This window comes from Actinoplanes sp. NPDC021490 (genome assembly GCF_055562135.1).
In genome coordinates this window covers 104,945-128,628 of record NZ_JBVHFW010000021.1, presented here as the reverse complement: position 1 = coordinate 128,628, position 23,684 = coordinate 104,945, and the positions used below count along the sequence as shown (strand labels likewise).

General features: G+C 70.1%; 24 protein-coding genes, 2 tRNA genes and 1 other RNA gene. 10 read left to right on the top strand and 17 right to left on the bottom strand.

Annotation, left to right across the window (positions count from 1 at the left end; all coding sequences use genetic code 11):
* Nucleotides 1-141: 141 nt before the first annotated feature.
* On the bottom strand, nucleotides 142-1,581 hold the full coding sequence (locus ACZ3I4_RS40355; RefSeq protein WP_465387391.1) for a cellulose binding domain-containing protein: 1,440 nt from the start codon (nucleotides 1,579-1,581) through the stop codon (nucleotides 142-144).
* Nucleotides 1,582-1,657: 76 nt separating this feature from the next.
* A complete protein-coding gene (locus ACZ3I4_RS40350) occupies nucleotides 1,658-2,224 on the bottom strand; it encodes a TetR/AcrR family transcriptional regulator (RefSeq protein WP_465387390.1) in 567 nt (188 codons plus the stop codon).
* A 58-nt stretch (nucleotides 2,225-2,282) separates the two neighbouring features.
* On the opposite strand from ACZ3I4_RS40350, the gene ACZ3I4_RS40345 reads away from it, so the two are divergent.
* On the top strand, nucleotides 2,283-3,017 hold the full coding sequence (locus ACZ3I4_RS40345) for a dienelactone hydrolase family protein (protein WP_465387389.1): 735 nt from the start codon (nucleotides 2,283-2,285) through the stop codon (nucleotides 3,015-3,017).
* 1 nt (nucleotide 3,018) lies between these two features.
* On the opposite strand, the gene ACZ3I4_RS40340 is transcribed toward ACZ3I4_RS40345, so the two are convergent.
* The 10 genes from ACZ3I4_RS40340 to ACZ3I4_RS40295 form a co-directional block, all read right to left on the bottom strand.
* Nucleotides 3,019-3,369 (bottom strand): hypothetical protein, encoded by a 351-nt coding sequence (locus ACZ3I4_RS40340; protein WP_465387388.1) that lies wholly within the window; start codon nucleotides 3,367-3,369, stop codon nucleotides 3,019-3,021.
* Nucleotides 3,370-3,380: 11 nt separating this feature from the next.
* Nucleotides 3,381-4,412 (bottom strand): UDP-N-acetylglucosamine 2-epimerase, encoded by a 1,032-nt coding sequence (locus ACZ3I4_RS40335; protein WP_465387387.1) that lies wholly within the window; start codon nucleotides 4,410-4,412, stop codon nucleotides 3,381-3,383.
* Between the two features lie 225 nt (nucleotides 4,413-4,637).
* Nucleotides 4,638-5,612: a hypothetical protein gene (locus tag ACZ3I4_RS40330; protein WP_465387386.1), complete on the bottom strand. Its 975-nt coding sequence runs from the start codon at nucleotides 5,610-5,612 to the stop codon at nucleotides 4,638-4,640.
* A gap of 99 nt (nucleotides 5,613-5,711) precedes the next feature.
* A complete protein-coding gene (locus ACZ3I4_RS40325) occupies nucleotides 5,712-6,347 on the bottom strand; it encodes a GTP-binding protein (protein WP_465387385.1) in 636 nt (211 codons plus the stop codon).
* Nucleotides 6,325-6,786, bottom strand: a complete 462-nt coding sequence (locus ACZ3I4_RS40320) for a DUF742 domain-containing protein (protein ID WP_465387384.1) — start codon at nucleotides 6,784-6,786, stop codon at nucleotides 6,325-6,327. Before ACZ3I4_RS40320 ends, ACZ3I4_RS40325 begins: the two co-directional genes overlap by 23 nt.
* Nucleotides 6,783-7,247, bottom strand: coding sequence for a roadblock/LC7 domain-containing protein (locus tag ACZ3I4_RS40315; protein ID WP_133874038.1), 465 nt, complete (start codon nucleotides 7,245-7,247; stop codon nucleotides 6,783-6,785). The genes ACZ3I4_RS40320 and ACZ3I4_RS40315 overlap by 4 nt, the downstream gene beginning before the upstream one ends.
* Nucleotides 7,244-10,195 (bottom strand): sensor histidine kinase, encoded by a 2,952-nt coding sequence (locus ACZ3I4_RS40310; RefSeq protein WP_465387383.1) that lies wholly within the window; start codon nucleotides 10,193-10,195, stop codon nucleotides 7,244-7,246. The genes ACZ3I4_RS40315 and ACZ3I4_RS40310 overlap by 4 nt, the downstream gene beginning before the upstream one ends.
* On the bottom strand, nucleotides 10,182-11,195 hold the full coding sequence (locus ACZ3I4_RS40305) for a hypothetical protein (protein WP_465387382.1): 1,014 nt from the start codon (nucleotides 11,193-11,195) through the stop codon (nucleotides 10,182-10,184). The genes ACZ3I4_RS40310 and ACZ3I4_RS40305 overlap by 14 nt, the downstream gene beginning before the upstream one ends.
* A 605-nt stretch (nucleotides 11,196-11,800) precedes the next feature.
* Nucleotides 11,801-13,471: a DUF885 domain-containing protein gene (locus ACZ3I4_RS40300; RefSeq protein ID WP_465387381.1), complete on the bottom strand. Its 1,671-nt coding sequence runs from the start codon at nucleotides 13,469-13,471 to the stop codon at nucleotides 11,801-11,803.
* A gap of 30 nt (nucleotides 13,472-13,501) precedes the next feature.
* Nucleotides 13,502-14,572, bottom strand: a complete 1,071-nt coding sequence (locus ACZ3I4_RS40295) for a PHP domain-containing protein (RefSeq protein WP_465387380.1) — start codon at nucleotides 14,570-14,572, stop codon at nucleotides 13,502-13,504.
* 85 nt (nucleotides 14,573-14,657) lie between these two features.
* Between ACZ3I4_RS40295 and mtnA the strand changes: the two genes are divergently transcribed.
* Nucleotides 14,658-15,638, top strand: coding sequence for an S-methyl-5-thioribose-1-phosphate isomerase (gene mtnA / locus ACZ3I4_RS40290; protein WP_465387379.1), 981 nt, complete (start codon nucleotides 14,658-14,660; stop codon nucleotides 15,636-15,638).
* A 179-nt stretch (nucleotides 15,639-15,817) separates the two neighbouring features.
* On the opposite strand, the gene ACZ3I4_RS40285 is transcribed toward mtnA, so the two are convergent.
* The 3 genes from ACZ3I4_RS40285 to ACZ3I4_RS40275 all read right to left on the bottom strand — a co-directional run bounded on the left by ACZ3I4_RS40285 (nucleotide 15,818) and on the right by ACZ3I4_RS40275 (nucleotide 18,476).
* Nucleotides 15,818-16,390 carry a DinB family protein gene (locus ACZ3I4_RS40285; protein ID WP_465387378.1) on the bottom strand — a complete coding sequence of 191 codons (573 nt, stop codon included), beginning with the start codon at nucleotides 16,388-16,390 and terminating at the stop codon, nucleotides 15,818-15,820.
* 37 nt (nucleotides 16,391-16,427) lie between these two features.
* Entirely contained in the window at nucleotides 16,428-17,384 is a 957-nt protein-coding gene (locus ACZ3I4_RS40280) for a prephenate dehydrogenase (protein ID WP_465387377.1), read from the bottom strand.
* A 357-nt stretch (nucleotides 17,385-17,741) separates the two neighbouring features.
* Complete coding sequence (locus ACZ3I4_RS40275; protein WP_465387486.1) at nucleotides 17,742-18,476, bottom strand: M23 family metallopeptidase; 735 nt, start codon at nucleotides 18,474-18,476, stop codon at nucleotides 17,742-17,744.
* Between the two features lie 200 nt (nucleotides 18,477-18,676).
* Here ACZ3I4_RS40275 and ACZ3I4_RS40270 point away from each other — a divergent pair, with 200 nt between their 5' ends.
* From ACZ3I4_RS40270 to ACZ3I4_RS40255, 4 genes are all read left to right on the top strand, one after another.
* The gene (locus tag ACZ3I4_RS40270) at nucleotides 18,677-19,006 is read left to right on the top strand and encodes a hypothetical protein (RefSeq protein WP_465387485.1); all 330 of its coding nucleotides are present in this window, start codon (nucleotides 18,677-18,679) and stop codon (nucleotides 19,004-19,006) included.
* A gap of 102 nt (nucleotides 19,007-19,108) precedes the next feature.
* Nucleotides 19,109-19,276 (top strand): hypothetical protein, encoded by a 168-nt coding sequence (locus tag ACZ3I4_RS40265; RefSeq protein ID WP_465387376.1) that lies wholly within the window; start codon nucleotides 19,109-19,111, stop codon nucleotides 19,274-19,276.
* Between the two features lie 88 nt (nucleotides 19,277-19,364).
* Nucleotides 19,365-19,883, top strand: a complete 519-nt coding sequence (locus tag ACZ3I4_RS40260; RefSeq protein ID WP_465387375.1) for a tRNA adenosine deaminase-associated protein — start codon at nucleotides 19,365-19,367, stop codon at nucleotides 19,881-19,883.
* A gap of 2 nt (nucleotides 19,884-19,885) precedes the next feature.
* Nucleotides 19,886-20,332 (top strand): nucleoside deaminase, encoded by a 447-nt coding sequence (locus ACZ3I4_RS40255; protein ID WP_465387484.1) that lies wholly within the window; start codon nucleotides 19,886-19,888, stop codon nucleotides 20,330-20,332.
* A 57-nt stretch (nucleotides 20,333-20,389) separates the two neighbouring features.
* Here the strand turns inward: ACZ3I4_RS40255 and deoD are convergent, their stop codons facing one another.
* The gene (deoD, locus tag ACZ3I4_RS40250; RefSeq protein WP_465387374.1) at nucleotides 20,390-21,106 is read right to left on the bottom strand and encodes a purine-nucleoside phosphorylase; all 717 of its coding nucleotides are present in this window, start codon (nucleotides 21,104-21,106) and stop codon (nucleotides 20,390-20,392) included.
* Nucleotides 21,107-21,232: 126 nt separating this feature from the next.
* Between deoD and ACZ3I4_RS40245 the strand changes: the two genes are divergently transcribed.
* The 3 genes from ACZ3I4_RS40245 (at nucleotide 21,233) to ACZ3I4_RS40235 (ending at nucleotide 23,430) form a co-directional block, all read left to right on the top strand.
* Nucleotides 21,233-21,322 (top strand) — tRNA-Ser (locus tag ACZ3I4_RS40245).
* 777 nt (nucleotides 21,323-22,099) lie between these two features.
* Entirely contained in the window at nucleotides 22,100-22,441 is a 342-nt protein-coding gene (locus tag ACZ3I4_RS40240) for an STAS domain-containing protein (RefSeq protein WP_465387373.1), read from the top strand.
* 29 nt (nucleotides 22,442-22,470) lie between these two features.
* Complete coding sequence (locus ACZ3I4_RS40235) at nucleotides 22,471-23,430, top strand: DUF4231 domain-containing protein (RefSeq protein ID WP_465387372.1); 960 nt, start codon at nucleotides 22,471-22,473, stop codon at nucleotides 23,428-23,430.
* Here the strand turns inward: ACZ3I4_RS40235 and ACZ3I4_RS40230 are convergent.
* Nucleotides 23,401-23,488: transfer RNA gene (locus ACZ3I4_RS40230), tRNA-Ser, on the bottom strand. The genes ACZ3I4_RS40235 and ACZ3I4_RS40230 overlap by 30 nt on opposite strands.
* A gap of 79 nt (nucleotides 23,489-23,567) precedes the next feature.
* Here ACZ3I4_RS40230 and ffs point away from each other — a divergent pair.
* Nucleotides 23,568-23,664, top strand: an RNA gene (ffs, locus tag ACZ3I4_RS40225) — signal recognition particle sRNA small type.
* Nucleotides 23,665-23,684: the final 20 nt, after the last annotated feature.

Sequence of the window (23,684 nt, the reverse complement as noted above, 5' to 3'; positions counted from 1 at the left end):
TTTGGGGGCCCGGGGCCCCCCCCCCCCGGCCCCGGGGCGGCCGGGGGTTCCCTTTTTTTTTTGCCCCCCCCCCCCCCCGGGCCCCCGGGGGGGGGGGCCCCGGGCCCCCCGCCGTTTCCTTTCAGGGGATGGAGAAAGGACTCAGCCGGTGAAGCCGGCAAAGATCTTGCTGAAGTCGAACGGCGCCTGGGCGATGTTCGTGCACTGGAAGAGCGCGCCGTTGCAGGCGTTCTTGTCGCGGTTGGCCTCCCAGTAGGAGACGAACCCGATGTGGCTGGCGTTGGCGAAGGCGACCAGGTCACGCGCGTCGGCCAGGCCGAAGACGCCGTTGTCGTCGTTCACGCCGATCATCGGGGTGACGCCGACCATCTTGAACGCGGCCGCGTCGCTGTTGCCGTAGATCGACTTGATCTGGTCCTTGGTGGACTTCACGGCCTGAATGGCCAGATCGCCGTAGTCCTGCCCGGCCCGGCCGTAGTCCATCGCCATGATGTTGACCAGGTCGAGGTCGACACCGGCGTTCTTGGCCGAGCGCACCACGTTGAGGCCGTCCGCGGTCAGGCCCTCGGGCAGCACCGGCAGGGTCAGCGAGATCTTCAGACCGGGGTTGGCCTTCTGCAGCGCGGCCAGTGCGGCCGAGCGACGGGCGATCGTGGTCGGGTCGGCCACCGCGGCGCCCTCGATGTCGAGGTCGATGTAGTTGAGCTGGTACGCGCTGACGACCGCCTGATATTCGGCCTGCAGAGCGGCCACACTGGTGCACGCCTGCGCGAGCTCGATGCCGGTGGCGCCGCCGAACGAGACCTTCACGTCGCCGCCGTTCGCCCGTACGGCGTTGATCTGGTCGGCGAACTGCCTGGCCCGCGGATCGAAGGCGTTGAACCAGCTCGCCTTGCAGCCGGCGCTGGTGACGAAGGCCAGGCTGAACGACTTGACGTTGCCGCTCGCGCCGAGCTGGGCGAGCGTGGCCGAGCCGTTCGAGAGCAGACCCATGTCCACGTACGGGGCCACGAGCACCCGGCCCGTCGAGGCCGGCGGCTTCGTGGTGGGCGGAGTCGTCGGCGGAGCGGTCGTCGGCGGCTTGGTGGCCGGAGCGGTCGTCGGCGTCGTGGCCGGGGGCTTCGTCGGCGGCGCCGACGTCGGGGCGGTGGTCGGAACCGAGGAGCCTCCGCAGGACGCGCCGTTGATCGTGCAGGTGGTCGGCGCCCCGCTGCCGTTGACGATGAAGCCGAACTCCACCTTCGCGCCGGCCGCGATCGTCGGGGCGTACACGGGGTTCCGGGCCGTCGCGACCCCGCCCGAGGTGGTGATCGCGGTGTCCCAGAAGCTGCCCACCTTGGCGCTCGCCGGGAGCCCGAACGCGAGCTGCCAGCCGTTCACCGCGGCGCCCGTGCCGTTGGCGATCGTGTAGTGGGCCTGATAACCGGTGCCCCAGTCGCTGTCCTTGGTGAACGTGGCGGTCAGGGTCCCCGCGGCCTTCGTCGTCGGGTTGGTGGCCGCGACGGCCGCGCCGACACCGCCCGCCACGGCGAGGACCGCCGCCGAGGCGTAGACGGCCAGGCGCAGACGACTCCGTTGCATGGGTGACTCCGATCGAAGGGGGTTCGAGCGGAATCGAGTCTTCGCCGCGGCGTGTTAAACAGTCTTGCGCTGAGCCTTAAAGATCCTTAAAAACCTGCAATCCGTCGAGGACCAGGGTGAGGTAGCGCCGCCAGGCCCCGGGGTCGGCCGAACTGCGCAGCACACCGGCGTTGGCCCGCATGAGCAGGCTGATGTCCGGCCGGGTGAAGTCGTCGCGCAGCCGGCCCGCGGCCTGGGCCCGGTGGATCACCTCGGTCGCACCGCGCTGAGCCGCCCCGAGCAGGTCGGCGAGCCGTTCGTCCTCATCGAATCCGCTGCTCACCAGCAGTTCGGACAGGCCGCGGTCGGTGGCCTGGATCTCGAACAGACGGGTCAGGTAGGCCACGAAGCCGGCCCACGGGTCGGGCTCGGCCAGGGCGGTCTCGGCCAGCTCGACGTACCCGGTCATCTGGCCCGCGAAGACCTCGGCGATCAGGTCGCGGCGGGTCGGGAAGCGCCGGTACAGCGTGGCGTTGCCGACCCGGGCGCGGCGGGCGATCTCGTCGAGCGAGGCGTCCAGGCCGTGCTCGGCGAAGACGTCGCGAGCCGCGGCGATCAGGGCGGCCCGGTTACGCTGCGCGTCGGCGCGCAGTCGATCTGCCATGGGTGACAGGGTACGACGGACCGGGGATGAATCCCCGCTTGGTGTTAGCGTCGCGCCCATGCAGACCACTACCGTGCAGATCCCTGCGACCGACGGAACGGCCGACGCTTATCTCGTGCGGCCGGACGGCGAGGGCCCGTTCCCCGGCGTTCTGTTCTTCATGGACGCTTTCGGCCTGCGCCCGCGCATCGCCGAGATGGCCGGCCGGATCGCCGAGCGCGGATTCGTCGTGCTGGCGCCCAACATCCTCTACCGCGGCGGCCCGTCGCCGCTGGTCTCGCCGGAGGAACTGGCCGACGACGAGAAGCGCGGGGCCGCGTTCGGCCGGCTCATGCCGATGATCCACGAGCTGACGCCCGACCGGGTCGCCGCCGACACCGCCGCCTATCTCGACTTTCTGCCGGCCGAGGGGCCGGTGCTGGTCGTCGGCTACTGCATGGGCGGCCGCAACGCGCTGGTGGCGGCCGAGAAGCACCCCGACCGGATCACGGCGGTGGCGAGCTTCCACGCCGGCGGAGTGGTCACCGACCAGCCGGACAGCCCGCACCTGCACGTCGGCGCGTTGAGCGGCGAGGTCTACTTCGCCCACGCCGACAACGACCGGTCGATGACCGCCGACCAGATCAAGACGCTGGAGAGCGCGCTCGACGAGGCCGGCGTGACGTACCAGTCCGAGATCTACTCGGGGGCGCCGCACGGCTTCACGATGTCGGATACCGCCTCGTACAACCGGGAGGCCGAGCAGAGGCACTGGGTGAACCTGTTCGCCATGCTCGACCGCTTCGAACGGTAAGTCAGTTCGCGTACAGGCCCGGGAAGAAGCGGTCGGTCGCGGTCACGTCGTAGACCTGGCGCACCTCGGTGATCCGGCCGTCCGCGATGGTCAGGAACTCCACCATCCGGGCCGTGCCGAACGGCGCCTTCAGGTCGTACATGAGCGCGGCGCCGTCCTCGGCCCGGGTCTGCCCGACCAGGGTCACGCCGTCGGCGAAGACCGCGATCCGGTGCAGCACCTGCACCAGTTCCTCGTCGTCGACCGGTGCGTCCAGGTTCCATTCGATCTCGGCGTCCGGTGCGAGCATCTGCCGCACCGCGACCCGGTCGTCGCTGGTCCACGAGCGGGTCCAGAAGGACGCGACGTCCAACGTTTCCTCCTTCATCGGGCCACACCGGCCACCGGCTTCGCGGGCATCGGGTCGGGGAACCGCCCGTGTCCGAGCAGAGCGGCGGTGGCCTGGGCGACGCGGTACGCGGCGAGACCGTCGCCGTACGGGTTGCCGGACAGCGCCATCGAATCGCGGTGCACCCGGGTCTCGAGCAACGTGGCGACCTCGCTGCTGATCGCCGCCGGGTCGGGCTCGACCAGGCGAGCACTGCCCGCGTGCAGCGCCTCGGCGTGCCGGGCGGCCATGCCGATCATCAGGACCGGGCAGTACGCGGCCAGCGCCTCCTCGACCAGGTCCTCGTCGTCGGTGACCAGAACGTACGCCTGGGTCAGCAGCGTGGCGAGGTCGAGGCCGGGCGCGGTGCCGGCGGCCTGGACGACCTCGAGATCGGGGTAGCGGGCGCTCAGGTAACGCAGCGCCGGACCGATCGCCTCGGCCCGTTCGGCGGGCACGCCCAGCACGACCGTACGGCGCTCGCGGGGCCGGGCCAGAATCGTCTTGGCCGCGAGCAGCTGGGCCGCGTCCTGCGCGGTTCCGCCGGTGAGCAGGGTGTCGCCGGCGATCACGTGCTCGTCGAGCAGGTTCATCGCGGCCAGCGGGGTGGCGGCCAGGTGCACGGTGGTGATCTGGGCCAGCATGCGCCGCTGCGACTCGACGGCCGAGACCGAGCCGAGCTCGCCCGAGCGGCGGCCCGCGTCCACGGTCATGATCGGCACGCGCCGCCAGTACGCCGCGAGAGCGGGAGCAAGCCCGTCCCGGACGACCACGGCGGCCGGCGTACGGGCGGCCCACATCTGGTCGAAGCGGCGCATCGTCTCGGTGTCGTCGGCGCCCGCCGGAAGCGTGATCTTCGGAGTCAGGCCGAACGCGGCGAGGGTCGTGCCGACCGTGTCCGGGTCGGTGCCGGTGGCCACCGGAATCGGGTTGAGACGGCCCTGCTCGCGCATGGCCAGCGCGATCGGCGCCAACCGTACGGCCTCGGCCGGGGTGCCGGCGACCAGGTGGACTTCGGGCAACGACATCGAACTCTCCGAGGCGTACGCAGGTCGGCCGCGAGCCGGTGAAGGTCACGCGCCGTAATGGGAACGGCTCGAACGCTATTTCAGTTACTGAGCGTGATTCAAGGGCTGGCGACGCAAACTGGCCGAACGGCCTAACCCAGACATCTCAGGCGCGTCATCCACGGACAAAACCGGGCAGCCTCACCATGCTCAGCGTTGCGACGCCGACATTACGGTGTGCGATTTTCAGCCGCGAGGGCCGTCGAGCAGAGAGGGGTCGTCGCGCAGCAGCGCGGCCAGCCGGCGGGCCGCCATCTCGGTCTCTTCCGGCTTCTCGACCTGCAACGGAATCGGGTGCGGCAGCGGGCTCGGCATGCCGCGCTGCTCGGGCACCGGCCCGCGCGCGGGGACGCCGCGCTCGGCCGCGGACGGCTCGGCCGGCGCGCGGTGCTGCTCGGGGTGGATGCGGCGGGTCGCGTCACTCTGCGAGGGCGCCTGGGGGCGATGCTGCGAGGGCCCCTGGGGGCGATGCTGCGGCGGCACGGTGGCGGCCGGTGGCACGGGCGGGGGCGGCGTGGCCGCGTACGGGTGGGGCGGGTAGGCCGCCGGTCGACCGGGCGAGGCCATGCCGAGGTCACGCAGGCGAGCGCCCAGGTCGCGCGACGATTCGCCCGGATCACGGGCCGGGAAACGCAGGTCGGGAGCGCCGGCGCCGGAAGTGGCGGCCGCGGCCGGAGCGGACTCGAACGAGCCGTAGCGTCGTTCGGCGGTGTCGGACTCGGCGGAATAGCGGTCGTCGGCGGGCCGGGGCGGAGGGCCGAAGCGATCCTGGTCGTCCTGGTTGAGCCGGCGCGTGTCGCTGCCGGCCGGGGCGGACGAGTAGGGGGCCGCGGAGTAGGGCCGCTCGGCCGAGTCGTCGGCCTCGATGTCGAAATCGGCGTGCCGGGGAGCGGGCTCGTCGGGAGCCAGGGCCGCCGCGTTCTCCGCGTTGACCTGCACCTGGCCGTCGGAAAGATAGAAGTGCAGCAGGAGCGGATCGCCGGCGCCCTCGACGCCCACGCTCACACCCAGCTCCGGATGGCGCGCGACGACCGCCGCGATCGCCTCGACGAGCTCGGTCACGGCCGGAGGGGTGGCCGACGGGGCCTCACCCGAGGCACGCCGGCGCAGCTCGTCGCGACGCGCGAGCTTGTCGAGAGCGTCATCCAGTCCGCCTCGCACCTGATCGTCCCTTCGTAGCGGGTCTCGCCGGTTACCACTCTGCCCGCTCGGGGGCTGATTTGGGAACCTCGATCTGCGCGACCCGCCACACACCCGCCGTCAGGAGTACGAGGACTTCTGCCGGATCGCCTTGTCGAGGGCCTGATCGAGCACCACGAGCAGCGCATCCCGCACCGATCCGCGGAAACGGGCGTCGAACGAAAGGATCGGCACGTCCTCGCGTACGGCCAGGGCCCAGCGCACTTCATCCAGGCTGTAGCTCATTTGACCGTTGAACGTGTTGACGCCGACGACGAACGGAAGCCCGGCGCGCTCGAAGTAGTCCACGGCGGGATAACAGTCGTCGATCCGGTTGGTATCGACCACCACCAGCGCGCCGAGGGCGCCCTTGATCAGGTCGTCCCACATGAACGCGAAGCGGGACTGCCCGGGCGTGCCGAAGATGTAGAGCTTGAGGGTCTGGTCGATGGTCAGCACGCCGAAGTCCATCGCGATGGTCGTCGTCGTCTTCGTGCTGGCTTGGCCCGGATCGTCGATGCCGACGGAGGCCGAGGTCATCTCGGCCTCGGTGGTCAGCGGCGAGATCTCCGAGATGGCGCCGACGGTGGTCGTCTTGCCCACGCCGAAGCCGCCGGCAACGATGATCTTGACCGGGACGGGCGCCTTCTTCGGACGGTCGCCGCTGCCGACCGCGGCCGTGCCGACGTGGCGGTCAGGTGATTGCTCGAAGTCCACGGATCACTCGCATGATGGTCTCAGGGTCAGGGGTCTCGTTGTCCAGCACGTGGACGTCCAGTTGGCCGGCGGCCCGCAGGTCACCGACGAGAATGCGCGTGACGCCGAGGTGCAGGCGCAGCCGGGCGGAGATCTCCGCCACGGAGACGGGCTCGCCGCAGAGGCCCACGATGGCGCGCATCTCGGGGGAGAGGCGCACGGGACCGGCGGCGGGGTTGGCGGTCACCTGGGTTTCCATCCCGATGTCGGGATCGGTGCCGTCGGTGCGCCCGGACGTGATGACGAACGGGCGCAAGCCAGAGGTCTGCTCCGCGGCCGGCGGCTCCTCGTCCCGGGTCGCGGGACGGTAACCGCCGGCCGAGAAGGGGCCGGACTGCAGGAACGGGCGGACACTCGGCCGAGCCGGGTACGCCGGGTCGTCGGAGTCCGGATAGGTCATTGCTGAACGGCGTTCTTCAACTCGGCGATCAACCGGGGGCTGAGGGCGCCACCGGCGCGGGTGGCGAAGAGCGTCATCTCGTACGCGAGAGTGCCCAGGTTGGCCGAGCGGTCCGCGATCACGCCGAGTACCGATCCGGCGCTGATCGCGGTGACCAGAAGATATCCGTCGGCCATGTCGATGATCACGCGGTTCAGCGAGCCCAGCCGATACCAGCTCGCGGCGCCGCCGGCCAGGCTCGTGAGACCCGAGACGACCGCGGCCAGGCGTTCGGCGTTCGGCCGGTCCTTGATCGCCGACATCGCCATCAGCAGGCCGTCGGACGACACCGCGATGGCTTCGATCACCCCGGCGGTGCCGGAGGTGAAGGAGTCCAGCAGCCAGTTGAACGTCTTGGCCTCGGCGCTCAGCTGGGACTGGGCGTAGCCGTTGCCGGTGTCGGTGCTGTAGGGGGAAGTCATCGCGGTTGTCCCTCGGGTTGTGGCTGAGTTTCGTTCAGCGCGAGTGCGACTCCGTACTCGAACTGTTCCATCAGAGCTCGGGCCGCGTCCGGATCCAGAGGCAAGCTCGGTGAGGCGGGCGGCGGATAGTTCGGCTCGTCCCGCGGCAGGGTGGCGCCGGGAACCCGGCGAGCCAGGGGAGCGTGTCCGGCCGACGGCGGCGAGGCCATGTTCGTCTCGGCGACATCCCACTGGGCGCGGCTGACACCGGCCTCGAAGTCGTCGAAGGCGGCCCGGGCGGCCACCGCGTCGTCCTGCGACGGCGGCCGGCTGGGAAGCGGCGTGGCGCTCTCGGCCGGAAGCTGGCTGCCCGGCACCCGCCGGCGCAGCGGACCGGTGTTGCCCGTGCTGGGCTGCTGCGGCTCGGCCTGCGGCGGCTGCTGCTGCGGGGAAGCGTTCGGCGGCTGGTACGCCTGCGGTGCGTACCGGTAGTCCTCTTCGCTCGTGCGCTGCTGCGGAATCGCCGGCCGGGAAGGAGGCGGCTCGACCGCGGGGGCCGACCAGGTGGCCTGCGGCGGCTCCGCCGACTGCTGGTGCCACGCGCTCGGACCGGCGGCCGGCAGCTCCGGCATCGCGGCCGGCACCCGCCCGGCGACCGGCGCGTTGAGGTCGTAGTCGGGCGTGACGACCGGCTGCTGGAAGGCGACCGGCTCCTGATAGACCGGCTGCTGGTAGGAAGGCTCCTGATAGGTGGGCTGCTGGTAGGCCGGCTGCTGGTACGAGGGCTGCTGATAGGCGACCGGCTGCTGGTACGGCGAGTACACCGGCTCGGCGTCGTAGACGGGCTGGTCCGCGTACGGCTGGGCCTGTCCTTCGATGGCCGGGGCGGTCCCGCGGATCGGGGCGAACGCGTTCCACGACTGCCCGGTCTCGAGGGTCTGCGTGGCGCGATGCAGGGCGTTGGCGTCGAACGGCTGCTGGCTGCCGGGCACCGAGGCCCGCGCCGCCGAACCGGCCAGAACCTGGGCGAACTCGGAGGACGGGTACGCCGTCTGACCGGCCGGGCCGGTCAGCGACGGGAACGGCGGAACCTCCGGCACCGGCGTGCTGGACACCCGGGCGATCAGGTGCGACGGGTTGAGGTCGACCCACGCGGTGATGCCGCCGCCGGGCGTCTCGGTCAGCGTGACCTCGATACCGTGCCGCCGGGCGAGCCGGCCGACCACGAACAGGCCGAGCACCTCACTGGGCGCGAGGTCGAGACGCTCACGTCGGGTGAGCCGGGCGTTCTCCTCGGCCAGGCGCTCGGGCGGCATGCCCAGACCCTGGTCGATGATGGCCAGGCGTGCGCCGCCGCGCAGCTCGTTCGCGCTGATCACGACGCGGGTGTGCGGCGGCGAGAACGCGGTGGCGTTCTCCATCAGCTCGGCGAGCAGCAGGGTCAGGTCGGCCAGCACGGCCGGCACGACCACGATCTCCTCGGGGACGTCGATGTCCACGCGGGTGTAGTCCTCGATCTCACCCAGGGCGAGACGGACGACGTCCTGCAGCGGCAGCGGGGCGATGTGCTCGTTGGCGCCGGCGCCGCCGGAGAGCACGACGAGGCTGGACGCGTTCCGGCGCAGACGGCTGGACATGTGGTCCAGGCGGTACAGCTCGGAGAGGCGGTCGCTGTCGGTCTCGCGGCGCTCCAGGTTGTCGATCAGCGCCAGCTGCCGGCCGACCAGGTTCTGCGTACGCCGTCCGACGTGCGCGAACATCTGGGCGACGTTGCGCCGGCCGAGGACCTGCCGTTCCACCAGCCGGACGGCGGTGGTCTGCACCCGGTCGAACGCGCGGGCCAGGTCGCCGATCTCGTCCTGGGCCTCGACGTCGACCGGGTCCAGCCGGATCGGGCGTACGGACTCGGCGTCGTCGTCGGCCACTCTCTCGAGCTCGGCCTCGGCGGCGCGGGCGATCCGGTCGGCCGAGGTGGTGAGGCGGCGCAGCGGGCGGGCGACCGCACGGGCCATGAACAGGCTCAGCGCGATCACGATGAGCAGCAGCAGGAACGAGCCGCCACCGATGAGGAAGGCGTCGCGGATGGCCGTGTCGCGGTTGTTGGTCACGATCGCGTCCACGTCCGCGGCCACGCGCTTCTCGACGAAGCCGCCGAGGACGAGCACGGACTGCAGCGACGGGAACAGCGTCCCGATCTTCAGGCGGCCGATCGCCTCGACCGGATTGGTCGCGGCGTCCTGGAGGAACTGCGGACCGACCCGGGCCGAGAACGCCTCCTGGGCGCCCAGGTAGAGCCGGTACTGGGTCGGCGAGAAGAAGGCCTGCGCGTTGGTGATGACCTGCTGCAGCTGGATCAGCGACTGGGTGAAGAGGCCGATCAGCGGGGCGCCCTCCTCCTTGAGCACCACGGCCGCGGTCAGGTGGCCGGACGCCTGGCTGATCAGGTCGTCACTGAGCAGGGACTGCTCGAGGGCGAACATCTGCCGGCCGACACTGGTCTTGAGGTCGGCGTTGGACGACAACCCGAGCCCGCCGATGATCGGCGTGATGACCTTGGTGAAGTCGTCGACGATCGTGTTGGGCGGGATGGCCTGGTTGAGCACGTTCTGCCGGGTGATCTCCAGCTTGGACGTGTTGCGCAGCGCGCGGGCCAGCTCGCGGGACACGGCGTCGCCACCGTCGTTCACCCGGGCCACGGCGTCGCGGGCGGCGGCGCTCTGCACGGCCAGGTCGTTCTGGCTGACCAGCCGGAACAGATAGCCGACGGAGAGCAGTCGCTCCTCTTGCAGCTCCTGCACGGCGGTGCCGACGCGGGAGGCCAGTGCCACCTGGTCCGACGTGTTCTGCGCGTCGGTGGCGGCCTGGATGCGGTTGACGATGATCGGCACGCTCAGCGCCACGACGCCGAGCAGGGGCACGAGCACCAGCAGGGCGAGCTTGCCCAGGATGCGGAACTTACCGAAGAGCACCGGACTGCTCCCGCCGTGTCGGGCCGAAGTCGCCGTAGCCGGGCGCCTGGTCGTACGGGCCGGGGGCGCCGTACGGACCTGGGGGGCCGCCGGGCCGGTTGAGCGCGACATCGCGAGTGGACTCGCCGATGGGACGTTCCGCCGGGGTGGCGGCGGGCTCGGCCTCGCGGCGGCGCGCGAAGGCCGGCCAGGTCAGGGCGCCGGCCACGAACAGCAGGGCGAGCGCGCCCATCACGATGGCCTCGACCCGGCGGTAGTTCAGCGAGTCGAGCCGGTCGTCGAGCAGACCGTCCATCTCGCGCAGCGTGACGCCGGCCAGGTTGCTGAGCGCGGCCTGCAGCGTGGTCTGCGCGGTGGTGATCGTCGCGGCGGCGGCCTGGCCGCCGATCGGGTCGGCTCCCCGGACCACCTGCTCGATGTTGCGCCGGAACGAGTCCAGGGCGGTCACCAGGCTGCTGCTCAGCGTCGCGCTCGTCGTGTTGTCGACCGCTGCCTGCAGGGCTTCGGTGAGCCGCTTGACCGCATCCTGCACCGCGATGACCTCGTAGCCGAACTGCGCCTGCACTGGCGCGCGGTTGGCCGCGGGCAGGCTCTGCAGCAGGGTGGCGTAGTCGCCCATCCGGTTCACCTCGACCACGGTGTCCGGCATGTGCTGGGCCACGGCCTGCTGCAGGTTCGAGATGTCGGGGTCCGGGTCGAGGGTCAGCCGGGAGTTGCGCTGCACGGCGGAATACAGCGCCAGGGTCAGGTCGGTGACCTCGACGTGCGCGTTGAGCTTGTTGATCGTGCCGTTGGCGTTCGGCAGCTTGCTGATCTTGTCCTTGATGTCGGCCCAGCGCTCCTTGGTGCGCAGCTGGTCACCGAGCTTGGCGTCGACCGCGGAGACACCGGCGACCGCGGGCGCCAGCGTCTGCGGCGCCTCGACGACGCCCTGGATAGCTGTCGACTGGGACTCGGCCAGCGCGCTGACCAGCGGAGTCAGGGCAGTGATGTACTCCACGCCCTTCTTCTCGAGTTCTGTGTTGTCCCGCTGGTCAGCGTTGTCGGTCCAGACTCGGCTGAAAAGCACCGCTGTCGGCACAAGCACTAAAACCGTCAAAATCACCGCGATCGCGGAACCTAAACGGGTTCGCCGGCTGTTCATTGCTTCAGTCCTCCGCCATGCACACGCGATGAGCCGTATTTTTGGCTACTTTCCGTAGCCGTCAGGCGCACGGATCCGGGCCAATCTATCCGAGAAATCCTCAAGGAACCCCTTTCCAAGGGACACATCTCTCTCGGCTGATCGGGGGATACAGGGTGCGGTTGTCGTCGTTGTAACGAGCGTTCAGTTCCGTTGCCGGGGTCAGAAGCCCCAGTCCACGCCGGTTCCGGAAGACGGAAAAGTTATCGCGGCGATGTTAACGGCAGAGCGGCCGGACGAGAAGCCGCAAGATTATCGAGCCGTGACCGGAAAGAACGACATCGATAAAACTAAAAGTAATCGACACATTACGGTGAGTCATAAGTAGCCGATAGTGGCGGTGTGCTCACGCCTAATACGGAAAAGTGGCGGGCTTTTCCCCGTCGTTCTACGGCACGAACCGGGGAAAAGCCCGAAACGGGTCAGATGCGGGCGAGTGCCTTGCGGAGCGGATCAAGGCCCAGAGAACCGAGGTTCAGCGCGTCCCGGTGGAACGTCTTCAGATCGAAGTCGGCGCCCTTGCGCTGCCGGGTCTCCTCCCGCGCCTGCATCCAGATCCGCTCGCCGATCTTGTAGGACGGGGCCTGGCCCGGCCACCCAAGGTAACGCTTCCACTCGAAACGCAGGGTCTTCTCCTCCATGCGCGTGTGCGCCCGCAGGAACTCCCAGCCGAGCTCCGGTGTCCAGCGCTCACCCGGGTGGAAGCCGAACGGGTTGTCCCGGGGGATCTCCAGCTCCAGGTGCATGCCGATGTCGACGATGACCCGGGTGGCCCGCAGCGCCTGGCCGTCGAGCATGCCGAGCCGGTCACCCGGATCGGCCAGATAGCCCAGCTCGTCCATCAGCCGCTCGGAGTAGAGCGCCCAGCCCTCGCCGTGCCCGGAGCACCAGCACAGCAGGCGCTGCCAGCGGTTGAGCTTGTCGGCGCGCAGCAGCGACTGGCTGATCTGCAGGTGATGGCCCGGAACGCCCTCGTGGTAGACGGTTGTGACCTCGCGCCAGGTGGAGAACTCTGTGACGCCCTCGGGCACGGCCCACCACATGCGGCCGGGACGGCTGAAGTCCTCGCTCGGGCCGGTGTAGTAGATGGTGCCGTCGCTGGTCGGCGTCAGACAGCATTCGATCTTGCGGGCGGGCGGCTCGATGTCGAAGTGCGTGCCGTTCAGCTCGGAGATCGCCTTGTCGGCCAGGGCCTGCATCCAGTCGCGGAACGCCTCCTTGCCCGGGATGTTGCGGGCCGGGTCGGCGTCGAGCACGGCGACCGCCTCGTCGATCGAGGCCCCCGAGCCGGCGATCAGGGCGGACGTCGCCCGCATCTCCTCCTCGAGCCGGAACAGCTCGGCGAACCCCCACTCGTACGTCTCCTGCAGGTCCACCTTTGCGCCCAGGAAGAACTGCGAGGCCAGCTCGTACCGCTCGAGGCCGGCCGCCTCCTTGTCGCGGCCGCGCGGCGCCAGGTCGCGGCGCAGGAACTCGGCGAAGTCGGCGGTCGCCGCGGTGGCCGCGTCGGCGCCGCGGACCAGCTCGGCGGCCAGTGCGCCGCCGGCCTCGAGGCGAGCGGCCAGTCCGCGGTAGAAGTCGTCGCGGTCGGGGTCGGTCCAGGCGTCGCACTGCTCGGCCACGGCCAGCATCTGCGCGCGGGCGCTGACCCGGCCGGCCTCCGCCTCCTCGAGCAGGGTGCGGCGGTACTGATCGAGCGCGCGAGGCAGGTCGTTGAGCCGGGTCGCGATGTTGGCGACGGCCTCCTCGCCCTCGGTCGGCATCATGTCGAAGACGCCGCGCAGCGCGTGCAGCCCGCTGCTGATCACGCTCAGCTCGCTCTTGGCCACGCCGGCCTCGTCGCGGGCCACTTCGAGCCCGATCCGCTCCATCATCGCGTCCTTGGCGACGGCCTCGGACTCGTGCTCCGGGTCGATCACATCAAGATCATTGAGCGTACGGCGGGCCAGCTCGGTCTGGGCCTCGAAGCCCTCGGAGGAGAAGTCGTCAGTCTTGGAGTCGTGCCCCGAGATGCCGACATAGGTGGCGCCGATGGGGCTAAGTTTCGCCCATTCATCGACATAACGGTCAGCGAGGTCATCAATTCGTCCCACTCGCCGACCCTACGTTCTCGGCTTCGGTATTTAAGCGGGTTTTCCGGCGTGGCTCCCCGTCCACTCCAGCAGGCGTTCCATCGACCAGGTGTTGACGACCCGCTCGGGCTCGACGTTGCACATGGCCGCCCGCTCGCAGCCGAAGCCCAGCCAGTCGAGCTGCCCCGGCGCGTGGGCATCGGTGTCGATGCTGAACAGGCAGCCGGCCTCGGCCGCGACCGTGAGCATCCGCTTCGGCGGGTCGAGCCGGTCGGGCCGGCAATTGATCTCGATGGCCTTGTTGTGCTCGAGGCAGGCGGCGACCACCTTGTCCAGGTCGAACGTGCTCGGCGGGCGGGTCCGGCCCGTACGGTGGGCCCGGTCGCCCTCGCCCGACGCGGGAACCTTGCGGCCGGTCATGTGGCCCAGGATGTCGAGATGCGGGTTGGCGAGCGCGTTGACCATCCGCTTGGTCATCCGCGGTGACTCGTCGCGCAGCTTGCTGTGCACCGAGCCGACCACCACGTCGAGCCGGGCCAGCAGCTCGTCCTCCTGGTCGAGCGAGCCGTCGTCGAGGATGTCGACCTCGATGCCGGTGAGGATGCGGAAGCCGTCGGGCAGCATGTCGTTGAGCCGGCCCACGTAGTCGAGCTGCTTGCGCAGCCGGGCGGCGGGCAGACCGCGGGCCACGGTCAGCCGGGGCGAGTGGTCGGTGAGCACCAGATATTCGTGGCCCAGGTCGGCCGCGGCCAGCGCCATCTCCTCGATCGGGGAGCCGCCGTCCGACCAGTCCGAATGACAGTGGCAGTCGCCGCGCAGCGCTTCACGCAGCTTGGCGGCCGCGCCGTGCAGGTCGATGCCCTCGGTCGACTCGAGCCGGCGCAGATAGACCGGTTCCTCGCCCTTGAGCGACTCCTCGATGCAGCGGGCGGTGACGGCGCCGATGCCGCTGATCTCGGCCAGCGTTCCCTCGCCGGCCCGCGCGACCAGCTCCTCCTCGTCGAGCGTGGCGAGCTTGGTGGCGGCCGAGCGGAACGCGCGGACCCGATAGGTCGCCTCGTTCGCGCGTTCGAGCAGAAAGGCGATGCGCCGCAGGTCCGCCGCCGGGTCACGAGAAGCCATGGACGACAGCCTAAGACGTGTTTCGTAGCCGGGGCGGCCTGCGGCGAGCCACGCCCCGGGACTTGTGGTGGCTAGCATCGCGGGCATGCGGACGATCGACTGGGTGGACGGCGCTGTCGAAATCATCGACCAGACGGTGCTGCCGGAGGAGCTGAAGATCCTCCGCCTGCACACGGTGGGCGAGCTGGTCGCGGCGATCCAGTCCTTGGCCGTACGGGGTGCTCCGGCCCTCGGCGTGGCCGGCGCGTTCGGCGTGGCGCTGGCGGCCCGCGTGCACGCCGACGACCCGCAGGCGCTCGCCGCGGCGGTGCATCGGATCGAGCACGCCCGCCCGACCGCGGTCAACCTGGCCCGCGGCGCCCGTCGCGCCGCCGAGCACCTGCCGCGCGGGCCTGAGGCGGTGCTCGAGGAGGCCTGCCGCGTGCGCGACGAGGAGATCGCCGCCTCCGAGGCCATGGCCGCCCGGGGAGCCGACCTGCTGACCGAGCTGTGCGGCGACCGGCCGCGGCTGCTGACCCACTGCAACACCGGCGGGCTGGCCGCGGTGACCGTCGGCACGGCGCTCGGCGTCGTCCACGAGCTGCACAAGCGGGGCCGGCTCGCGGGCGTGATCGCCAGCGAGACCCGGCCGCTGCTGCAGGGCGCCCGCCTCACGTCGTGGGAGCTCTCGCAGTGGGGCATCGAGCACCGCGTCGCGGTCGACTCGGCCGGCCCGTTCCTGATGGCGCGGGGCGAGGTCGACGCGGTGATCCTGGGCGCCGACCGCATCTGCGCCAACGGCGACGTCATCAACAAGATCGGCTCGTACGCCCACGCGCTCGGCGCCCGGCGGGCCGGTCTGCCCTTCGTGGTGGTCGCCCCCGAGTCCACGGTCGACCTCGGCACGCCGTCCGGCGACGCCGTGCCCATCGAGGACCGCGGCGCCGACGAGATCACCCCGTGGGCCCCGGCGGCGAACCCGGCCTTCGACGTGACCCCGCACGACCTGATCACCGCCATCGTGACCGATCGCCGGGTCATCCGCCTGGACCGCGCCGAGACCGTCCTGCCGCCCGACGCCCGTTGAGGCGCGCCTGCCTGGACTTGGACCGCTCCGAACCCGTCCGGCTGCCCGCCCGTTGAGGGCGCGGGCCTGCGTCGACGCGCGGGCTGACACGGCCGCGTTCAGGCCGCGGAGTTTCCACGGCCTCGCTCAAGCGGCGGGCTTGCACGGCCTGGTTCAAGCGGCCGCTTGGACGGCCTCGATCAAGGCGCGGGCTTCCATGGCTTGAGCCAATCGGTCTCGGGCCAGCCCTCGGCCGCGGCCATCAGCGGATAAGCGGTCGCGCCGTCGACCGACTCACGCAGGATGTCGGCGTGGCCGGTGTGCCGCGCGGTCTCCTGAATCAGGTGCAGCAGAACCCACCGCAGCGTCCAGTGCGACATGTCCTTGCTGTTCCACGGCACCGAGTGGTCGACCGGGATGGCGTGCCCCAAGTTGTCGAGCTCGATGACCGTCTTTTCGGTCTGCTCGGCCACCCGGTCGTAATGGGCCAGCACGTCGTCGATGCTCTCGCCCTCGGCCAGCCGGAAGTTGCGGGCGTAGGCCTCGTAGTCGAGCTCCTGCGGCTCACCCCGAACCTGCGCCATCCAGCCGGCCTCAGTCGAGGCGCAGTGTTTGATCAGGCCGCCGACGCTCAGCTCGCCGGCCGACGGCGTCGCTCGAAGCTGCTCGTCGCTGAGGCCGTACGCCGTCAGGCGCAGCACATAACGCATCTGCGCGAGGTAGGCGAGCAGACCCTGCTGTTCATTGTCGATCGAACCGACCTGACCGGGCATCGCGGACTCCCTAGGTTTGCTGTCTGACCCTGTGCCCTCAACGGTAGGAACTATTGCGGCCACTTTCTGGCCGCATTACCGCCACAGTCGAGTTCGTTGCGCTGACCACCCAGCCGCCGGCCCGGCCCAGCTCGAGAAGACCGGGAATCGTGGCGGCCATCTCCGCCGGCTCCCCGGGCGGGGCGGGCCAGGCCCGGCGCAGTTCTCCGGCGCGGGCCACCGCCGGGGTCAGGTCTCGAACCGGGTCGTGCTCGAGGTCCTGGCGCATCTGCTCGAGCTCGCCGATCAGCCGTCGCAGGACCGCGCCGACCTCGGGCGCGTTGCCGCCGCACATCGCCACGATCAGCTCGGCCCTGGTCGCGGCCACCCGGGTGCCGTCGCGGAACGACCCGGCGGCCAGCGCGCCCGCGAGCGGGTTGCCCCGCAGTTGGAGGGCAAGCGCCGCCGCGAACAGGTGCGGCACGTGGCTGACCTCGGCCACGGCCCGATCATGCTCGGCCGCGGTCACCGGGACCACGCGGGCGCCCATCGCCGTGAAGAGGGCAGCCAGCGTGAGCCAGTCGGACAGGTCGGTGGTGTCTTCCTCGACGGCCAGAACCCAGGCGCAGCCCTCGAACAGGGTCGCCTCCGTCGCGCCGAACCCCGACGTCTCCTTGCCGGCCATCGGGTGCCCGCCGACGAACCGGCCGACGCCGTGCTTCGCGGCCAGATCGCGGACGGGCGCCTTGACGGACGTCACGTCGGTGACCAGGCCGGCGAAGCCCGCCAGCTCGTCGAGAACCCCGGGAAGCGCCGGCAGCGGAACGGCCAGGACGACAAGCTCCGTCCCCGTGGCGGCGGCGGCCACGGTTTCCGCGACCGCGAAGCCGGCGGCGGCGGCCTGCTGCCGGGTGACCGGGTCGGCGTCGAAACCGACGACCCGATGGCCGCCCGCACCCAGCGCACGCAGCAGAGATCCACCGATCAACCCGAGCCCGACGATCGCGATGTTCACGCCCGGAACTCTCCCACAGGCGCCCCTCGGCGCTCGGAGTTGTTTCGTCAGCCTGTGGATAACCGTCGGCGCCTGTGGATAACCGCGCGAGGGTGGCCACGATCAAGATCAGCCGTTCGGGCAGCCGGGTATCGGCCGTCCCAGCTGCGAGTTTTGCCCGTTTCGAACCAGCTCAAGCGGTGGTGCCCGCCATTAGGGTCATCTCGTGACTTATCGGAGGCTGCTCCCTAGGGAACGGGTGATCGCCGCTTCGGCTGTCGGCGTCTCGCCCGGGCAGTTCAGCTAGGCATTATTCCCGGCAGCAAGGGGCCGCACCCATCGGGCGAGGGTGCGGCCCCTTGCGTACGCGGGAAGGGTCTATGCCTTGCAGTTGTGCGAGCGCTTCCACGCGGCGACCTCGGCCACCGGGCTCTTCTTGCCGCCCTTGCGCCACGACGCCAGGTACGAATACGGCCAGACGACGCCGCGGCGGACCTTCCAGTCGCCGACCTTGGCGCACGCCGGGGAGATGCCGTAGTGCAGGTGGCAGACGCCGTTCGCGTTGCCGGTGTGACCGACCTTGCCCAGCAACTGGCCGGCGCTGACCCGGACGCCCTTGCGGATGCCGCTCTGCACCTTGCTCAGGTGCGAGCCGTAGTAGCGCACGCCGTCGTCCCCGAGCAGCGACACCGAGAGGCCACCGTTGTTGGGGCCGTCGGGCGAACCCTTGACGTAGACGTCCTTGAGGCTGATCTCGAGCACGACGCCGCTGGTCGTGGCCACCACCGACTCGCCGCAGTCGGCGAAGATGTCGGTCGCCTTGTATTTCGAGTGCGTGGTGTGCCAGTCGACGTTCGAGGCCTTGACCGGGAAGACGTATTTCACCTTCTTCGCGGCCGGGGTCACGGCCGCGGAGCCGGACCTGGACGGCGTCGCGGACGGGCTGGCGCTCGCGGACGCGCTCGGCGACGTGGTGGCCGGTCGGCTCGGCACGGTGGCGGACGGCACCGGGGCCGGCGCTTCCGACGTGGCCGAGGGCTCGACGAACTGCGGGGTCGCGGCCACCGGCACATCGCCGGAGTTGGCGCCGCAACCGGCCAGGCAGACGGCCATTACGGTCAAACCACAGAGGGTACGGAGCAATCGCACCGGGCCATCCTGGCAGAAGTGGGCCGGTCCCGCCGACCCGTGCTGGCTAGGCTGGCACATGTGAGGGCCGGTCGAGGCGTGCCGGTCGATGCTGGAGGTGGGCTGTGACCGACGCGCGCGAGGTCTGGCAGACGACCGCGCCGCCGCCCCATCCGGGCGTGCCGATGCGACCGCCGTCCGGACTGTTCCCGGGCCCGTCGCGACCGACCTATCGCGAGCCGCACCCGGTGACCGCGGGTCCGCTGCTGGCCGGCGTGGGCGCCGGGGTGGCCTGGATGGCGCTGTTCGGCGTGCTCGCCCGTGACCTGGCCGCCTACACGTGGTGGACGGTCCTGGCCGCGGTCAGCGCCTGGGCCGTCGCATTCCTGCTGACACTCGTCGGCGATCGGGGCGTGGCCGTCGGCGTCGCCCTGGCGAGCGGCGTCGGTCTATCGATCGCCATGGCTTTCGTCGGCACCCGGTGGATCACGACGGAGGACTGGCCGCTGTGGTGATTGTCCGATCTTGACCGGCTTGTCGGCGACCGGATGTGCCTTCCTCGTCGCCCTCCGCACTGGGTCTTGACTTAAGGTCCGGAAAAGGTTCAACCTCGGGCCATGTCCCCCTCAGCGAATCGGCTCGATCCGGATCGGCGCCGGCGCCGGCTCGAGTTGCTGGCGGCCCTCGCCAGTGCGAAAACGGCACGGGAGACGAGGCAGCCGCAGCGGCTGCGCCGGGCGCGCCTGCGCGAGCTCATCGCGATGCGCCGTCGCCTGGTGAACTGACTTACGTCACCGGTAAAGGCGTGGCGCGCCGCGCCCGCCGTTCTTCCCGCTACCGTCACTCGCGAAGCCATCAGTCGTGGGGGGAAAGTTGTCGACATTCGCTGCCGCCGTGGGCCGGGGCAAGAACGGCTGGACGGCGTCCGAGCTGGACCTGGGTGGGCTGGCCGACATCGACGAGGTCGTCGACGCGATGCGCGAGGTGGAGCCGGACGCGGACGTCACGCTGCTCTTCGTCGAGAGCGATGACCAGTATCTGGCCGTTCTGCGGCTGGACGAGGGCGAGGATCTGCGGGTCTTCGGTTCCGATTCGGCCTTCGCCGACGAATCGCGGATCGGCGCGATGCTGCTGGGCGAGATCGAGGCGCCGGCGCTGGAGATCGACGAGCTGACCGCCGGGGGTGACGACGACGAGGACGACGACAAGCCGGCCGTCGACCCCGACGCCGATCCGGTCGGTGACGCCGAACTGCTCAACGACCTCGGGATCACTGCGAACCGGCTGCTCGCTCTGTGCGGGCTCGAGGGCATGATGCCGGCCGACGTCACCGCCGAGGTCTGCCAGCGCATCGGTTGCGGCGACGAGATGGAAGAGCTGCGGGACGCGTGAGTCTGGTGGCCCGGCCGCAGCACGTGGCCTGGATGCGGCGGGCGCTCGAGGTGGCCGCCGCGACCGGGGAGGACGTGCCGGTCGGGGCCGTGCTGCTCGACGCCGGCGGGCGGGAACTGGCCGCGGCGGGCAACCAGCGGGAGGCGACCGGCGATCCGACCGCGCACGCCGAGATCCTGGTGCTGCGGCGGGCCGCCGAGAAGGCCGGCACGTGGCGGCTCGACGGGAGCACGCTCGTGGTCACGCTCGAGCCTTGCACGATGTGCGCGGGGGCGCTGGTGCTGGCCCGGGTCTCGGTGCTCGTCTTCGGGGCCTGGGAGCCGAAGACCGGCGCGGCCGGGTCGCTGTGGGACGTCGTACGGGATCGTCGTCTCAACCATCGGCCCGAGGTGTATGCCGGGGTGCTCGAGGACGACTGCGCCGCGCTCCTGCGCGACTTCTTCCGCTGAGTTTCCCCGTACGGGGAAAGGCCGCGACGCCGCACGAAGGGGCGCCGCGGCACCCGCTCAGGAAGCGCCCGTGATCGCGGTCTCCAGACCGATCCGGACCATGTCGCCGAAGCCCTGCTCGCGCTGCGCCGCATCCATCTTCGCGCCGGTCTTGATGTGATCGCTGACGGTCAGGATGGTCAGCGCCCGGGCGCCGTAGCGGGCCGCGATCGTGTAGATGGCGGCCGACTCCATCTCGACCGCGAGCACGCCGTAGTCGGCCAGCGAGTCGTAGAGGTCGGGCCGGTCGGTGTAGAACGCGTCGGCGGCCAGGATCGGCCCCACGCGGATCGACGTGCCCTGCCGCTCGGCCACCTCGACGGCCGTGCGCAGCAGACCGAAGTCGGCCACCGGCGCGTAGTCGATCAGGCCGTCGAAGCGGGACCGGTTCATGTTGGAGTCGGTGGCCGAGCCGATCGCGGCGATCACGTCGCCCAGCTGCAGGTCGGGGGCCAGCGCGCCGCACGAGCCGATCCGGATGACCGACTTCATGCCGTACTCGTTGATCAGTTCGTGGGTGTAGATCGACGCCGACGGCATGCCCATGCCCGACCCCTGCACGGACACCGGAACGCCCTGATAGGTGCCGGTGAACCCGAGCATCCCGCGGACCTGGGTGTAGCACTTGGCGTCCTGGAGGAAGGTCTCGGCGATCCACTTCGCCCGCATCGGGTCGCCCGGGAGCAGGACCCGCTCGGCGATGTCGCCCGGCTGTCCGCCGATGTGCACGCTCATCGGCGCGTCTCGTCTCGCTCGTTCATAACCCCGATCCTGCCAGGTCGAACCGGGTCGTCCAGGGGCGGCGCGGGGATTGGGGAACCCGGCGGCAAGCGCTGATCCGCGTCCGGTAACGTACTTACCGGTGGTGTGTCCGAGCGGCCTAAGGAGCACGCCTCGAAAGCGTGTGAGGGTGCAAGCCCTCCAAGGGTTCAAATCCCTTCACCACCGCCACCGACCGGCGGCTCCGTCATGACGGAGCCGCCGGTTTGTCTATGCCGGTTTGTCTCTGCCCGGCATCACCATTGGTGATCACTCTGTGTGTCCCGGAACGGGTCGCCTGTATGTCTGAGCGCCGGGTCGTCCGATCGGCTCTTCTGCATGATCAGGTAGCGTGCACGTAACGGCGCCGTTTCGATGTCCAACTGCCGCATTCACAGGCAGTATTGATGACTCACGGTGACCAGGTGGGGACGGCTCAAATACCTCCGCTCTCGCGCAAGTCAGGCAGCCCAAAACCACCGGATCAGACAATGCCCTTTAACCGCCTGGTGAGAAAATTTCACAAGATTGCCCTACGCCGATCTCTGGGAACTGTCCTAGATTTGACTGGTGAGAGTTGACAGTCACTGGTGGAATGGTGACGTCCGGCTTGCGCGCCGTGACGTCTACGTCCGCACCGACGGCGATCTCTGGGAGGTTGAAGCCCAGATGGGCGGACCAGAGGGCAAGTCCAAGGTGCAGCAGTGTCCAGGGCGGGCTTCAGCCATGATCCTGGCGGACGCGTGGCGTGGACCACGCTGGCAGTGGCGCAAGCTTTAGTGGCGCCAGGAGCCCAGGCTGCGCCGCACGCTTGACCACATCGGCCAGCCGAACTTTCCAATGAGGGCCAGGTCCTTTACCGGATCTGGCCCTCATTGCGTTCCTGTTCCAGCGGACCGTTTGTCCGGTGACAATTGTCGCGCGGATCTAGCCTGGACTGGCCATCAACAGCGCCAGGAAGCGATTCCCATGCAGGCCTCAGTAACCGATCACCGTAGTGACATCGCCGTTCTTCACCTGCGGGGCGAGCTCGACGAGGCCACCGCCGGTCAGCTGCACAAGACGCTGGCCGACCTGCTGGAACGCCCGGTTCCGCGGATCGTGGTCGACCTCACCGACCTGAAGTTCTGCGATTCCGTCGGGCTCAGCGCCTTCATCACCAGCAAACAGGTCATCAATGCCCGCGGCGGCTGGCTGAGCTTCGCCGGCGCCAATCCGTTCCTCACCCAGTTGATGGAGACGGTGGGCCTAAGTCGCTACTTCGCCATCTTCCCCGAAGTCGACGACGCGATCGCCGCCGCACAGCTCTGAGGTTCCCGGCCCTCTCTAAGGTCGAGGGTGTGGCGGGACTCTCGACTGTGGAAAGCGGCCTCCCCGCGCTGTTCCGGGAGGCCGACCTGATCGCGACCGAACGGCAGGGCCGCTACCTCTCGGTGAGCCGGATCGGGCTGATCGCGGCCGTGGTCGCGTCCGTGGGCAGCGCGCTCTCCATCGACGTCACCGACCGGCTCGACCTCGGCGGCGCGATCTCGGGCCTGGCGTTCCTGGCCGGCGGCACGCTGACGCTCTACCTCTTCTGGCGCCGACCGGACCGGGCCTGGTACGAGAACCGGGCCGTGGCCGAGTCGATCAAGACGCTGGCCTGGCAGTTCTGCATGCGGGGCGGCGCGCTGGACCGTGACACGCCCGGCGACGAGCGCCTCTTCGCGCGCGAGGTCGCGGCCATGGTGCGGGCGATGCGGCACGCCGGCCTCGTCGTCAACGAAACCAACCAGAGCGTTACCGAGGGCATGCGTACGGTGCGCGCCCTGCCGCTGGCCGACCGGCAGGCGATCTATCGGGCGCAGCGCATCGACGATCAGAACCGGTATTACACGCGCAAGGCCGAGGAGAACCGCCGCCGGGCGCGACGCTGGTTCCTGTGGGCGATCGCCTTCCACGCCGCCGGCGTGGTGCTGGCCTGGCTCAAGGCCACCAACGTGGTCGACGCCGACCTGCTGGGCATCGCCTCGACCGCGGCCGCGAGCGCGCTGGCCTGGGTGCAGACGCGGGACAGCCAGAACCTGGCCGAGTCGTACCGGGTGGCCGCGAACGAGCTGACCCTGATCGCCGGCCTCGAGCCGCCCGCCGAGGCCGAAGCGTGGAGCCTCTATGTCAGCGAGGGCGAGCGGGCGATCTCGCGGGAACACACGCTCTGGCGGGCGCGGCGGTCGCTGGACCCCCTGGAGAAAAGCGAAGAGCCGGGCATCAAGCCCGGCTCATCCGTTTGGTGGCGGAGGATACGAGATTCGAACTCGTGAGGGTGTTAACCCAACACGCTTTCCAAGCGTGCGCCCTAGGCCACTAGGCGAATCCTCCGTCAGCCAGGATACAGATGCGTGTGCCGCGGGGCGCACGGGTCCCCGCCTCATCGCCCCGAGGCACCGGTTACACTTTCCCTAGCCTCTCGTGCGGCGTGCATCTCGTGAACCTCCCCAGGGCCGGAAGGCAGCAAGGATAAGCGGGCTCTGACGGGTGCACGAGGGGTCTTTTCTTTGCCCACCCCCACCTCAGC